General features: G+C 43.6%; 9 protein-coding genes and 1 pseudogene. 6 read left to right on the forward strand and 4 right to left on the reverse strand.

From position 1 onward, the window contains the following. Positions 1 to 285 precede the first annotated feature (285 nt). Both MKZ16_RS10935 and MKZ16_RS10940 read right to left on the reverse strand, forming a co-directional pair. Positions 286 to 1,161: an RNA polymerase sigma factor gene (locus MKZ16_RS10935; protein WP_339815932.1), complete on the reverse strand. Its 876-nt coding sequence runs from the start codon at positions 1,159 to 1,161 to the stop codon at positions 286 to 288. Continuing rightward, a pseudogene (locus MKZ16_RS10940) lies at positions 1,159 to 1,260 on the reverse strand (sigma factor); the annotation flags it as partial. The gene MKZ16_RS10935 and the pseudogene MKZ16_RS10940, both read right to left, overlap by 3 nt. 243 nt (positions 1,261 to 1,503) lie before the next feature. On the opposite strand from MKZ16_RS10940, the gene clpP reads away from it, so the two are divergent. Both clpP and MKZ16_RS10950 read left to right on the forward strand, forming a co-directional pair. Further along, the gene (gene clpP, locus MKZ16_RS10945) at positions 1,504 to 2,085 is read left to right on the forward strand and encodes an ATP-dependent Clp endopeptidase proteolytic subunit ClpP (RefSeq protein ID WP_036679301.1); all 582 of its coding nucleotides are present in this window, start codon (positions 1,504 to 1,506) and stop codon (positions 2,083 to 2,085) included. A gap of 21 nt (positions 2,086 to 2,106) precedes the next feature. Then, positions 2,107 to 2,313, forward strand: coding sequence for a hypothetical protein (locus tag MKZ16_RS10950; protein WP_076107497.1), 207 nt, complete (start codon positions 2,107 to 2,109; stop codon positions 2,311 to 2,313). 48 nt (positions 2,314 to 2,361) lie between these two features. On the opposite strand, the gene MKZ16_RS10955 is transcribed toward MKZ16_RS10950, so the two are convergent. Continuing rightward, a complete protein-coding gene (locus MKZ16_RS10955; protein WP_076107495.1) occupies positions 2,362 to 3,369 on the reverse strand; it encodes a LacI family DNA-binding transcriptional regulator in 1,008 nt (335 codons plus the stop codon). A gap of 263 nt (positions 3,370 to 3,632) precedes the next feature. On the opposite strand from MKZ16_RS10955, the gene MKZ16_RS10960 reads away from it, so the two are divergent. After that, positions 3,633 to 5,381 carry an alpha-glucosidase gene (locus MKZ16_RS10960; RefSeq protein ID WP_081393484.1) on the forward strand — a complete coding sequence of 583 codons (1,749 nt, stop codon included), beginning with the start codon at positions 3,633 to 3,635 and terminating at the stop codon, positions 5,379 to 5,381. Positions 5,382 to 5,619: 238 nt separating this feature from the next. Continuing rightward, positions 5,620 to 9,222 (forward strand): M14 family metallopeptidase, encoded by a 3,603-nt coding sequence (locus MKZ16_RS10965; RefSeq protein WP_076107494.1) that lies wholly within the window; start codon positions 5,620 to 5,622, stop codon positions 9,220 to 9,222. Between the two features lie 70 nt (positions 9,223 to 9,292). On the opposite strand, the gene MKZ16_RS10970 is transcribed toward MKZ16_RS10965, so the two are convergent. Next, complete coding sequence (locus MKZ16_RS10970) at positions 9,293 to 11,170, reverse strand: LTA synthase family protein (protein WP_076107493.1); 1,878 nt, start codon at positions 11,168 to 11,170, stop codon at positions 9,293 to 9,295. Positions 11,171 to 11,474: 304 nt separating this feature from the next. Here MKZ16_RS10970 and MKZ16_RS10975 point away from each other — a divergent pair, with 304 nt between their 5' ends. Together MKZ16_RS10975 and MKZ16_RS10980 are read left to right on the forward strand one after the other, a co-directional pair. Then, a complete protein-coding gene (locus tag MKZ16_RS10975; protein ID WP_076107491.1) occupies positions 11,475 to 12,446 on the forward strand; it encodes a DUF4830 domain-containing protein in 972 nt (323 codons plus the stop codon). 42 nt (positions 12,447 to 12,488) lie between these two features. Beyond that, positions 12,489 to 13,979, forward strand: coding sequence for a stalk domain-containing protein (locus tag MKZ16_RS10980; RefSeq protein ID WP_076107489.1), 1,491 nt, complete (start codon positions 12,489 to 12,491; stop codon positions 13,977 to 13,979). Positions 13,980 to 14,047: the final 68 nt, after the last annotated feature.

Consider the following 14,047-nt stretch of genomic DNA (forward strand, 5'->3'; position numbering starts at 1 on the left):
CGTATTAGAGTGGAGAAAATTTGATCCTGTTGCACTCTATACAATCAATGGATGATCAAGTGGCATTAAACTAGCTTTTCACCAGAATCTATTGCAGAGATTGCAGCAGATTCAATTTTTGCGGCTAGGACGGCGGATTCTGTTGTACAATATGCAACGTTTGTAGCTAGTTACCACAAACAGCCCAAATGTTAATTACACATTAAGCACACTAATCACAATTATATCTGTTCGTTTTTAACGTAACGAGACACTTAGCTGCCCGAAATCGAGCTTAACGAAAAACTACGCCACCATACACATTCCTGGCGTGGTATAATTCCAGCTGTTTGAACTGAATCCACCAGCTTGGAAGGTCTGGAAGCCTTGCAAGCTTTGGCTCGATACCGCCATTACAGGTTCCTGGCTTTCGTCCGCAAATACAAGCTCGATCAGCTCGGCAATTTCCCCATGTTCATACGCGGCTGCAAGGCGGCTCAAGACAATCTGCATAGCTGTGTCCTGTGGTAAGGAAGGACCATCGGCCTGAAGCAGCTCTTGTCTTACGAGAGGAAGGGCTTGCCGGGCTCGGTGCAGAGCGGCTTTTATTGCCCCTTCTGTGGTAACGAGAATCTCGGCAGCTTCCATTGCAGAGTGTCCCAACACATCTCGAAGCAGGAATACCGCCTGCTGCAGCGGAGATAAATGCTCCTGTAGTGCTTGAAAAGCAGCTTCAATCTCAAATGAACCATACTCCGCAGAGGCTTCAGTGGGGGACTGATCCAGCTCCAACACTCGTGACAAGGTGGCTTTTCGCCGCATGATATCAATCCATGTGTTTCGGGCAATCCGAAAAAGCAATGCCTCAGGATTTGGGTGATTTGTAGAACTTGTATGATGAGTAGAATTTGTAGGAATCGTAGAATGCATTGCAGATTTTGCAGATCTTGTAGATGGTGCAGTCTTAGATGGCGTTACAGCCTTAGCAGACGTTGCAGCCTTAGAAAACGTATAGTTCATTTGATTAGTTTGATTAGTTTTAAGTTTTTCATTAGCTCCATTAGCTCCATTAGCTCCATTAGCTCCATTAGCCTTATCATTTTCAATGGTTTCTTTATTTTGTTTAACTTCATTCATTGGACTGTTCCCATTATTTGCGCTCGTTGAGTTCGAAGTCTTCATATAACCTAGAGCCTTGACCCATGTATCCTGAGCTAAATCATCGGCATCCCACGGGGATTGTGTCAATGCAAGACAATATCGCTTCAGAGCTATCTGCAAAGACCTGCTGTTACTTTCATCCGGCTCATCTCCGGTGCTAAGCTTCTCAAGGATGATCACTCTGCATAACTCCTTTTCCAGTAAGGTGATTTCGATTACTTCTAATAATAAACGAATGAGCAGGAAATTAAGATACGCAATTTTAAAAAATAAAAATTCTCACGCCTAACGTATCCTATCCCCATATTAATCCGTTTACAGGGTAGATTTCAAAACTCTAAAACAGATGGAGGTCGAATACGGATGGCGTACGTTCCTTATGTAGTCGAACAAACGAATCAAGGTGAAAGATCTTACGATATTTATTCGCGGCTGTTGAAGGACCGGATAGTGTTCGTAGGTGCGGAAATTGAGGATCAGCTGGCTAACAGTATTGTTGCCCAGTTATTGTTCTTATCAGCAGAAGATCCGGATAAAGATATACACATGTATATCAATTGTCCAGGTGGCTCTATCACCGCAGGCTTCAGTATTTATGACACGATGCAGCTTATTAAGCCTCCGGTGAATACCATTTGTACAGGAATGGCGGCTTCTTTTGGTTCTTTGTTGTTATTGGCTGGGGCCAAAGGGAAACGTTATGCCTTGCCGAATAGCGAGATTATGATTCATCAGCCGCATGGTGGGGCGCAGGGGCAAGCTAGTGACATTGCGATCAGTGCCAAACGTATTTTGAAGGCAAGGGAAGTGCTTGTGCAAATTACAGCGGACCGAACTGGGCAGACGGTAGAGAAGGTACTGCAAGATATGGATCGAGATTATTTCATGTCAGCCGATGAGGCGGTTGAATACGGAATTATCGATAAGGTCATCACAAATCTCTAAGACGAAGGAGTGAAGAAGGCTATGCTGGAGGTTTTGCAGGGAAAAGAGGTAACAATCTATTTTGTGGATGGCTCCAACGCTACAAAAGGAGTGCTGGAAACGGTAAGTGAAAATTTCGTCAAATATCGGACGGATTTTGAAGAGTTTTATATTCCAATCAGCTCGATCTGTTCTATCTCTCTAGGTACCAAAACGCGTGAACGAGCCAAAGTAGGGTTCACACAATAACATCAACAACATCATCTGTATAAAAAAGGGTTAGGAGCTCCCAAGCTCCTAACCCGTACTTTCCCGAATAGCCAAATAATGAGCCACATTTGCATGATGCGGCACAACGGTCTCCCCTTTAATCAGCTTGATTAAGGTTCGGGTGGCGGTCATCCCAATCTCCGTTCCAGAGTATTCAACCGAGGAAAGCTTAGGTCGAACGATAGAGGCAATGAAGCTGTTATCAAAACCGAACACGGCGACATCAGCTGGCACCCGTAGACCGTTATCGGTTAAATGATTCATGGCTCCAACTGCCATCCAATCTGTAGAGCAAAACACCGCAGTAGGTAACTCCCCGCTATCCATAATTCGGCGCATGGCGTCGCTCCCATCTTCGACGGCCATCGCACTTTCTACTACCCATTCTTTCCTTAAGGTTATGCCTGCATCCATAAGGGCTTGTAGATAGCCTTTATACCGATCCCCACCCACCGCATTATCTCCCGAGCCGCGAATCATAGCGATTTTGCGATGACCTTTTTGAATCAGATAAGTAACAGCTTCATAGGAGGCAGTTATATTGTCCAGATGAACGGAAGGAATCATATCCACCTGCGATTGTTGCCCGACAAGCACGCAAGGTGTATTTGAGCTGCGGATGATCTCCAGATGTTCATGGTTTGGAATTGAACCCACAAATATATTTCCTTCCGTCCCAATACGCTGGAACATCTTCAAATAGTGTTGTTCACTTTCTGCACTGCCGTCCGTTAATCCGACCATAATGTCGTATCCATACAAATCCGCAAGATCGCGAATACCAACATTGAAGTCATCCAGTACAGTGTTGCTATTCTGCGGAATGATCACACCGATCAGCTGTGTATTAGCTTTGTCCGTTTCAAGGCCGATGACATTCGGACGGTAGTTGGTTTGTTTAATAGCTTCCAGTACTCGTTTACGGACATCTTCGTTTACTGGTTTGCTGTTATTGATTACCCTGGACACCGTAGAGATCGAAACGTTCGCCATTTGGGCTATATCTTTTATCTTTACCTTCAAGAAGATCACCATAACTTTCCATATGATTCACTTGGTGTTTCAACTCTCGCAAGCATATCACGGATAGCTTCAAGAATCCAAAAGATTGTTGTTGACCTAGGAAATAAAAGGTCCTATAATGATCGCTGTGGGAAAATTATTTCCTTGAAAAAAGCTTTTTTTGAACGATAAAGTTGAATTTTTGCTAAAAACAATAACTAAATTATTAATTTTTAATGAATTTCGGGAAAATATTTTCCTGTGAAGGGTATATGAATACGAAGGAGCTGCATGCATTGAACAGAACATGGTGGAAAGAAGCCACGGCGTATCAAATTTACCCACGAAGCTTTATGGACAGCAATGGTGATGGTGTAGGGGATCTGCAAGGAGTCATTTCTAAACTTGATTATTTGCAGGAGCTTGGCATCAATGTCATTTGGATCTGTCCTATTTATAAATCCCCAAATGATGATAATGGTTATGATATTTCGGATTATCAGGATATTATGGCGGAGTTCGGCAGCATGGCCGACTTTGATCAGCTGCTGCACGAGGTTCATGCACGAGGCATGAAGCTGATTCTGGATCTAGTGATTAATCATACTTCGGACGAACATCCATGGTTTGTTGAAGCACGTTCAAGCAAGGATAATCCGAAGCGGGATTATTATATTTGGAGTGATCCTAAGGACGGGGAGGAGCCGAATAACTGGGAGAGTATTTTCAGCGGTTCGATTTGGGAGCTTGATCCCGCCACAGAGCAATATTTTATGCATGTATTTTCCAAAAGACAGCCAGACCTCAACTGGGAGAATCCTGAGGTGCGCCGTGAATTGTATAGCATGGTCAACTGGTGGCTGGACAAAGGAATCGACGGCTTCCGGGTGGATGCCATTTCACATATTAAAAAAATCACCGGACATCCCGATCTGCCGAATCCACAGAATCTTCCGTATGTTCCGTCTGGCGATGGTCACATGAACCGTGAAGGGATTCACGATTTCTTGCAGGAGCTCAAGCAGGAGACGTTTGACCGATATGACATCATGACGGTTGGCGAAGCGAGTGGTGTAAATGTTGATCAGGCGGAGTCGTGGGTGGGTGAAGAGCAAGGCAAATTTAATATGATTTTTCAATTCGAGCATTTAGCTCTTTGGAATAAGAGTGTGACAGGTGGATTGGATGTTCTGCAGCTAAAATCAGCTCTCTCCCGTTGGCAAAAAGGTCTTGAGGGCAGAGGCTGGAACGCATTGTTCATCGAAAATCACGACCAGCCGCGTTCAGTTTCTACTTGGGGAAATGATGGCCAGTATTGGAAAGAGTCAGCTAAATCGTTGGCTACGATGTATTTCCTGATGCAGGGAACACCATTTATTTATCAAGGTCAAGAAATTGGGATGACCAATGTAAGATTTGAATCAATGGATGATTACGATGATGTGGCGATGAAGAACTTGTATCGTTTGGAGACTGAAGCCGGTAAATCACATGAGGAAGTCATGGAGGTAATCTGGAAGAACGGTCGGGACAACTCTAGAACACCAATGCAATGGAGCGACTCTGAAAACGCTGGTTTCAGCAGCGGCAAGCCATGGATGAAGGTGAATCCGAATTATACGGAAATCAATGTGGAGCGGGCGAAGCAGGACTCTTATTCCATCTATCATCATTACAAAAAGCTTATCGCTCTTCGGGCTGCTAATCCCGTTACTGTTTACGGGACTTATGATCTCATTTTGCCTGAAGATGAACGTATTTATGCTTATACTAGGACGCTTGGAAATGAAAAACTGCTAGTCATGTCTAACCTGACAGCAGAGGAAGCGCTGTTTGACCTTCCATTTGAATTGGAGTTTGATACTAGTGAGTTGCTCTTGCATAACTATGAGGTTGATCCTGCGGAGCCGATTGAGACTGTCGCATTACGGCCTTACGAGTCCCGTGTGTATATGCTGGTTAACGCACCTGTAGAGCAAGAGGGGAGCAGTGAACTTGTACCTGCACAAGAGTTAAGTGAAGCTTCTTTTCCAGAAACAGTTTAATATATTATTGTAATTCAAAGCGCCCGGTTATCCGGGCGCTTTTTTTGTTGCGGTAGTGTAGGACTCTTGCACAAAATGAATACGCTTACCTAGGCAAGTCGTATAAAAATATTATTTTTTCTATTATTTTTGTTCCCAAAATTAATAGAATACTATATTATGTTATGAATACAGATTCATATAAGTGTATATTCATTCAATTTGGGGTGAAAGTAGACAAAATTATAGGAGGTAAAAAATGTCCAAGAGAATACTATCTTTATTACTAGCTTTTACACTTATGATGTCGGGTCTGCTTCCAGCTGCATATGCAGGTGAAGTTGCAACCGAAATTAACCCGCAGGCGGTTGTTGCTCCGGTTTCTACGGAGAACACAGCTGATCCAGCGGTGCTTTCTTCAGAACAAACTACGGTAGCGACTGCTGTCTATGAACAAATAGCGGCGACAGTTTCCACAGAAGTATACAAAGCTTCTATGACGGAAGCTAGAACATTAGAATTGACTTTAGATCTTCCTGATGGGGCATCGCCTCAAGATATCATCTGGAATTTTGGCAGAACGGCGGAAGAGATGAAGCCGCTGGCAGAGTGGAAAAAATGGAATAAAGATGCGAAAGATTATTCAGGTAATCCTTTCGTAACAGTGACATATGAGCCGATCTCAGGTTCAAAAGTAAAGGCTTTAATTCATTTTGATTTGCTGTACGGAGAGAATCTCTCACTAACGGGTATACGTGCAGAGTACGTCAAACGAGTGGGAATTTATAATCTAATCGGGACATTACCTGCTGGAGATGTGCTGGTAGAGCAGCAAGTCAAACTAAATCCATATGAAACCTATCATACATATGATGAGATTAAACCCGCGATCGATAGGATTACTGCTGAAAGCAATAATAAATATGATCGATATGTAGAGTATCAGCAAATTGGGACCTCAACTCAAGGTCGTGCCATTCATTTCTCTATTGTTGCTAAGGATAAGTCCTCAGTAGATCAATATTTGAACGAGACCTTACCGCTTATGATGAATGATCCTGAAGCCCTGCAAAAGAAAATTAACGACGGGGATCTGCAGAATTATAAGGTACCTATTTGGTTGAATAACATTCATGCCGATGAAGCCAATGGTGTCGATGTAATCATTAAGTTTTTGGATACGCTGATGACACAGCAAATTGTCACCTATGATACCACTGATGAGAATGGAAATCCGAAAAAGGTAGTTCTGAACATCGACGAAGCGCTTGACCATGTGATTTTCCTGCTTGATTATGTAGAGAATCCTGACGGTCGCGCGTTAAACACGCGTCAAACTTCAACGCTGCTTGATCCAAATCGGGACAACTCTTACCAGACCCAACCTGAGACACAAGCGGTAACTGCACAAATTGCTAAGTGGACGCCGCTTACCTTTTTGGACATGCATGGATTTGTAAGTGGCTTCTTGATTGAGCCTTGCACACCACCTCATGATCCTAACATTGAATATGATCTTGTAATGCCAAGTATGCTTGAGCAAGCAAATGCCATGGGTAAGGCGGGGATTGCTAATACAAAATATGATTCCTACCATATCCCTTATGAAGAATACGAAAAAACACAACAGGATCCGAACTATAAAGGAACGAATGCAACAGGTTGGGATGATGCTTCGCCAGCCTACACAGCTGTATATGCCATGCATCAAGGAGCACTTGGGCATACCATTGAAGTGCCTGAATTGAATGAAGATTCACTGGATGCCTTTTATTATGCGGCTTTGGGGGCCACCGATTATGTGATCAACAACAAGCAGGAACTGTTCCTGAATCAATTGGAAATCTTCAAACGGGGTATCCAAAATGAGAATACTAATGCTGCTGTTAAAGATTATCTAATCAATGCACAGAATGAGTCTATTGGACGTCCAGGGGTAGATGAGAATACGAATTTCTTCCCTGAGTATTACATTCTTCCGGTTGCAAAAGATTTGCAAAAAAATGATCTGGAAACCTACAAAATGGTTCAGTACCTACTGCGTAACAATGTGAAAGTAGAACGGACAACAGCCAGTGTAACTGTAGATTCTGTAGTCTATCCGGCTGGAACCTATGTGGTGAATATGCATCAAGCCAAAAGAGGTTATGCGAATCTTGTCTTGTATGATGGACTAGATGTCTCGGATTTTAATGAGATGTATTCCGATACGGTACAGAATTTCTCGGCTATGCGTGGTTTTGACCGATATATTAGCCGTTCTGTAGGAGCATTCACTGGGAAGACAGAAGAGGTTAGCGGTGTAACGATCCCTAGTACGAATCTGGATCAATCTCCGTTCGAGCAAAATTATGTGATTAAAAACAGCAACAATGATGCGATAAAAGCTGTGAATGAGCTGCTAGCCAACCATAAGGCAGTGACACTGCTGGAGAATGGGGGTACAGGTTACGAGAAGGGAAGTTTCCTTGTTTCCAGATCCAATCTTAGAACGGTATCGTCTAAATATCTGCTGGATATTGTGCCGTTTAGTGCTGCAGAGAACAGAACGGGTAAATTGCTTAAGGCTCCTAAGGTAGCTATTGCAGGAGCGACTGCATTTATGCTGAAGGATCTTGGGTTTAACGTAACTACGGATACAGTGGCAGCAGATGTTCTAATCAATTCGGGAACGAATCTGATTGCTACAGGTAAACCGTTTATCGGTTATGGAAGAACGATGCTAAAAACTGTTAAAGGGCTTAAGGTCCTCCCTGGACTGGACTATTCAACTCCGGTCAATAAGGATGGTAAAGAAGATGCTCATGAGGGATTGTTTAAGGCTGAGGTCTCTCAGGACAATGTAATTACAGCGCCTTATGCCGATAGCGAATATCTCTACACAGTTTCCGCGGCTTATATTACAAAAGTGCCTGAAGGCGCAGAGATCTTGGCGAAATACGGATCAGGAGCTGACTTTTTCAAAGCAGGCTGGTGGCCGAATAACGAGGCTGCACAAGACCAAGTATTGGCGCTTACTTACAATACAGACAACATCCATGTGACGTTATTTGCGAATGATCTGATGAATAAATATCATCCGCAAAATCAATTCAGATTGCTTGCCAATTCAATCTATGCTGCTGCTCCAGCGGCGACTAAAGAGGATGGTATGGATAACGGGGTGAATGAACCAGAGCCAACAACACCTTCGACACCGTGGCAGCCATCTGTAACATCAACACCTGCACCGACCGTGCAGCCGTCTGCAACACCAACGCCAGCTCCAACTCCAACTGTGCAGCCGTCTGCAACACCAAACCCAATAGGTTCTAACTTCACGGATCTAGGTAAGGTGGCGTGGGCAGTATCGGCAATTCAAGAGCTGGCGGCAAAAGGGATCCTGCAAGGAGTGAGCGATAATTCCTTTGCTCCGCTTAAAGAGGTGACGCGTGCCGAGTTTATTACCATGATCGTGCGAGCTTTTGATCTGCTTGATGTGAAATCAACCGCTGCCTTCAGTGACGTGAAAGCTTCTGACTGGTCTTATGGATACATTGCATCCGGGGTCAAGAACGGATTGATTAACGGTGTAGGCAATGGAAGGTTTGATCCTAACCGTGCGATTACACGCGAGGAAATGGCAATCATTGTATCCAATGCACTTAAGAAATTTAAAGGCAAGTCGGTAAATGATACAAATGCCGCTTTGGCTAACTTTAAAGACCAGGCAACAATCGCTGCTTACGGTAAAGAAGCGGTGGCATTACTAACTCAGGAAGGTATTGTGCAAGGTCTGACTGCGGATACCTTCGGTCCTAAAAACATTGCCAACCGTGCTCAAGCAGCAGTGATTATTGATAGGATGTTGAAGCTTAATTAAGTTTTAGATACTTATAAAATAATACAAGAATGCCCCTCAGCTATTTGGCTGAGGGGCATTCTTTTTATAGTTACTCTGCATTATCCGTAGATGGTAAATCCGGCAGTTGTTGAATGTAGCTGTTAGACATATTTAGAAGCCGCTGAACGGCGTCAAATTGTTCTTTTGTCGAACCGCCCTCTGTTTCAGAGCCATCGATTAGATTAAAGTTGTCTCCATCATCGTAATCGACACCAGTCAAATACATGCTTGTGTCATTAATGAAAGAGCCGGTAGGCAAAAAGTGTCTGACAGGGAGCATGTTGGTCTGTTGGTTCATCAGATCTTCTCCGAAGTAGAGCTGATCTTTCATTGAAATCCCTAACAGGTTAGCTACAGTTGGCATAATGTCGATCTGGCCGCCAGTTTGGCTGTATACCGTAGGTTGACCTACCCCTGGCGCATGTACGATGAAAGGAATGTTGAACATATCGGTATAACCATATTCGTGACCGACCATTTCTTCCATTAACGATTTCTCGTTGCCATCAAGGGAATATAGCGATACACCCTGATGGTCCCCGTAAAAGACAATGACGCTATCATCCCATAGACCACTGGACTTTAATTGATCCAGAAATTGTCCCATTGCATAATCTGCGTAATTTTGAGCTAGAATATAGTTGCCAACTAGGGTACCTTCATACCGTTTAGGCAGCGTCATTTTATTTTTTGACTCTGGCATTTTATAAGGGTGATGAGCACTCATAGAAATGACCATTGCATAAAAAGGATCATCTTTAGCATCCATTTTGACTAATTCAGGCACAGTCTTGGCATAGAGTACCTCATCAGAAGCACCGAATGCGATATGATCACCATCCCCATAGAACGCTTGATCGTAATACTTATCAAAGTCTAGGACTTTGTATAGAGTTTTGCGGTTCCAGAATTCTACGCTATTGGTGTGAAAGGTTGCTGTATTATATCCATTAGCTTTCATCAGCTTAGGCAGGCTCGGAAGCGCCTTATCCATATAATTGGATGAAGTGGCTACCTCGTGATGAGGAACGTACAACGAAGTATTCACCACAAATTCAGCATCCGAAGTTGTTCCTTGCCCGGCATTAGTATAGAAGTTATTGAAATAATGTTCGCTTTTCAAAAGCTTATTTAGATTGGGTGTTACTTCCTGTCCGTCAATGCTCAGGTCCAGCAAAAAGTTCTGAAAAGATTCCATTTGTACCACGATTAGATTTTTACCTTGAGCTGCCGCCCAGTACTTCGGTGAGCCAGGCTCTGTAATTCCTTTGGTCTCGTTAATGGATGGTTGCGTGATTTCTTTGCTGTCGATTATTTCTTCTGTTTCCCTTGTATCGGCAAAAATAGTATAGACCTCGTAATTAAGAATCCCCATACTCTCCGCTTTTTTGTTCTCGTTCATACTGGCATGATTCGGCCAAACATTAAAGACACAAACTGCTAAGGAAACACTGATGATCCCAAACAAAGCGGTCCGGTTCATGCGGCGGTTCATACCTCTTTCTTTCCAGATCGCAATATATTTCGGACGGAACATAAAAAACATGAACACTACAATATCCACAAAAATGAACAAATAGTAAGGGTCCAGCAACGAGTATGTGCTTTCTCCCACCTTAGTTACTTTATCTGCTTGTTCCAAGGCATGATAAGTAGCAATTACACCGTAATATTTGTAATACATTAGGACGGCGAAATATATGACTGAAATCAATAGGTTGGCTATCATGTAATACAGAAATTTTCGTTTGGAAGCCATCCATTCAATAAGTCCAAATACGATAAAGAAAAATGGGATCTCTGTCAGCAGCATGCTCCAGTTAGGACCGTCGCTAAAAACTACGAACCAGGCCACTGCGCATTTTAGCAGCAGGACGAAGCTAAAGACTAGGAAGGGTTTGTTTTTTATATCAAAATCTTTTTTCACTCGTTATCATCCTCTCTGATGCAATTACACCAAGGTCCTGCATATACCTGTATTTCATGGAAATCCGTTGCAATATGCCGAAGCTTATTATGCTCCCGAAGTTATCAAGTGTCAAAAGGTGGACGAGAGTCCTAGAGTGAAGCAACAAGCGATTTATGCCGCATAAGCAGGTAAAATCAACGCCAATCCCAAACTACAGGGTCCTATGCGTATAAAATGATTTTAATAATTTCCAGTTTCCCGCAACTTTGTATAATATTCCTCAGTCTAAATATAGAGGAGTGATTAGAGAGGCGGGAATTAGATGACCCAGCGGCAGTTCATAACGATGGTAACGATTTGTTTTCTTGTGCTCTTAAATTCAGGTTGTAATCAAGGGGAGAACTCCATTGGTGTGGAGCCTTCTGGCTCTATAGCTTCAACGTCTGTACCACAGGTTCCCGAAGACTTTTTGCTAACACTGGATTATAAAGTTCAGAACCATCCGGATACATTTGCAGTTGAGGTACCACAGAACTGGGAGGTTAAGCTGGGGGAGTATCCAGTGGGACTTTACTGGCGATTAGCGAATGAGTTCTCTAAAGATGCCGGATTGGATTTGACCCTCCTGAAGGGTGCCACGGTAGAGGTACAGCGGTATTCCTTAGTCGATGGTTTACCTGGTTCTGGCGAACAAAAAGAATTTTCTTATCCCTCCAATCTCGTTTTGCTTGTTCAATCAGGAAATACCGTTGGGGCTTGGCTGGAATTTAATATTCAAAGTATCGGCCCTTCTATTAAGAAGCGTAGCTTGACCGACATTACAGGATATACATTTGAGGAGTGGACGGAGAGAGAAGGTTTGTTTGCTAAGGAAGGTGAGAATGGTGATTTAGCCTCATTAGGCCATTTCGAGCTGCTGGATGCTTTTTTCCAGGCTATACAGGTGGGTAATCATACCCGCGCCCGCGCATGTTTGAATCCTAATGCCTTACTCACTGCATTGACGGTTAACCGTCAAGAGCATCAACTCTATAACCCGGGTTTTGGTGGTGAAAATGCTCTCAGTGAAAGTATTGTTGAGGCTAAGCCTACCTCTTATAAAGTGATGGATTATGATACTGGCTCTGAAATCAAAGACATCGGTGATCGCACAACGTTAAATATTGTGGTCGATCTGTATATGAAATCACTAAATCCCGTCTTCAATACCCCAGATGGCCGGGAGACTCGCTTCGCAGTGTTGACCAAACACGCTAACGGCTGGAAGATTGGAGGTTTTGGAACGGGACCGTGAGTTGTTGCGTTATCTATTTATTAATAAAAGGAGTGATCTCAAGTGTTTAAACAAAGTTTGATGTCAAAAGTGCAGGTAAGGCGGATATGTAGAGTTGTTGTCGGGACTGTTCTTAGCTTGGCTATGGTCTCACCCTTAGTGGCAGCAGCAGATAATGTGAATTCACCTGAAGAAAAGAAATTATTGTCTGGCATCACCCAACTGGACGCTGGTGACAGAAGTGCGTATGCCGTCACTGCGGATGGAACAGCCTGGGCGTGGGGTGGTGGGTACGGCTCTATTGGTAATGGGGCGACCACACCAGCGTATACTCCCGTCAAAATGCATATCGATCATGTAAAGCAAATCTCAGGTGGTTATCGTCATAACTTGATGTTGAAGGACGATGGAACAGTGTGGGCAGTAGGGGGGAACGAGCATGGACAACTTGGCATTGGAACACAGTCCTCTAAGATTCTTGTAGAGCCTGTTCAAGTGCAAGGGCTAACAGATGTGAAAGCTGTTTCTGCGGGGGGCACCTTTAGCTTAGCTCTTCTTAAAGATGGAACGGTCTGGGCATGGGGAGGCAATGAACAAGGTGAACTCGGTGACGATTCGCGGAAAAACAAGCTAACCCCGGTGCAGGTAAAGGGACTACCCTCTGTCCTGTCTATAGCAGCGGGATCGAATAATTCAGTGGCGCTTGGTAATGGTGGAGAGGTATGGGTGTGGGGATCGCAGCAACCGCTGGGAACGCAAAAAGGCGTAATCTTAAAGCCTACGCTTATTAAAGGAAGCGGAGAATATAGAGCGGTTGATATGGACGGAGCCTATGGGCTCTATGGGGCAGCATTGAGATGGGATGGTACAGTATGGATTTGGAATAATTACATAGATCCATATCTGGGAGAAACTCTAAAACCCGTTCAGATTCCAGGGCTTTCAGACGTCATTTCGCTGACAACAGATTCCGCGGTGAAGGCGGATGGGACCGTGTGGCAGTGGACGGTTGGCGATAAGAACAAGATTAATGTTACACAGTCAAAGGGTATTCAGAATGCAGTTTCCATTTCTAAAGGGAGCAGAAATCATTATGTACTCTTAAAAGATGGTCATGTCCTTGCCTGGGGAGCAAATGAATTTGGGCAGACGGGTCTGGGGGTCAGAGAGATCGAGGTGAATACGCCTCAGCTCGTGAAGAAATCTATTCAAGTATTGTTGAATGGGAATGAAATGGAACTGACTATGCCGCCACTACTAATTAATAATTCGACATATGTTCCTTTAAGAGGAGTCTTCGAGCAGATGGGAGTTAATGTTCGTTGGGATGTTCCATCGAGAGCTGTGGTCGCTGTAAAGGGATCTACAACTCTGATCTTGAATTCGGTAACTGGACAAACGACTGTTAATGGAAAGGTAATAGCAACAGATCAAAAACCGGTCTTCATTAATGATAGCGTTTATGTACCCCTCAGATTGATAAGCGAAATGTTGGGGGCGCAGGTAGAATGGGATGCAGATGCTTATGCAGTTCGAATAAATTCCAATAAATAAGTTGACTATTTATTAGAAGCTTTAGGCTGAATTCTCCTTCTGGAGAGTTCAGCTTTTTGCGTGGAGCG

Source organism: Paenibacillus sp. FSL R5-0928 (assembly GCF_037970385.1).
GTDB classification, from domain to species: Bacteria; Bacillota; Bacilli; order Paenibacillales; family Paenibacillaceae; genus Paenibacillus_AQ; species Paenibacillus_AQ odorifer.

Bases quoted from the DNA above. Each gene is read 5' to 3' on its own strand.
- MKZ16_RS10935 (WP_339815932.1), bottom strand. From the start codon at position 1,161: ATGAAGACTTCGAACTCAACGAGCGCAAATAATGGGAACAGTCCAATG.
- clpP (WP_036679301.1), top strand. From the start codon at position 1,504: ATGGCGTACGTTCCTTATGTAGTCGAACAAACGAATCAAGGTGAAAGA.
- MKZ16_RS10950 (WP_076107497.1), top strand. From the start codon at position 2,107: ATGCTGGAGGTTTTGCAGGGAAAAGAGGTAACAATCTATTTTGTGGAT.
- MKZ16_RS10955 (WP_076107495.1), bottom strand. From the start codon at position 3,369: ATGGTGATCTTCTTGAAGGTAAAGATAAAAGATATAGCCCAAATGGCG.
- MKZ16_RS10965 (WP_076107494.1), top strand. From the start codon at position 5,620: ATGTCCAAGAGAATACTATCTTTATTACTAGCTTTTACACTTATGATG.
- MKZ16_RS10975 (WP_076107491.1), top strand. From the start codon at position 11,475: ATGACCCAGCGGCAGTTCATAACGATGGTAACGATTTGTTTTCTTGTG.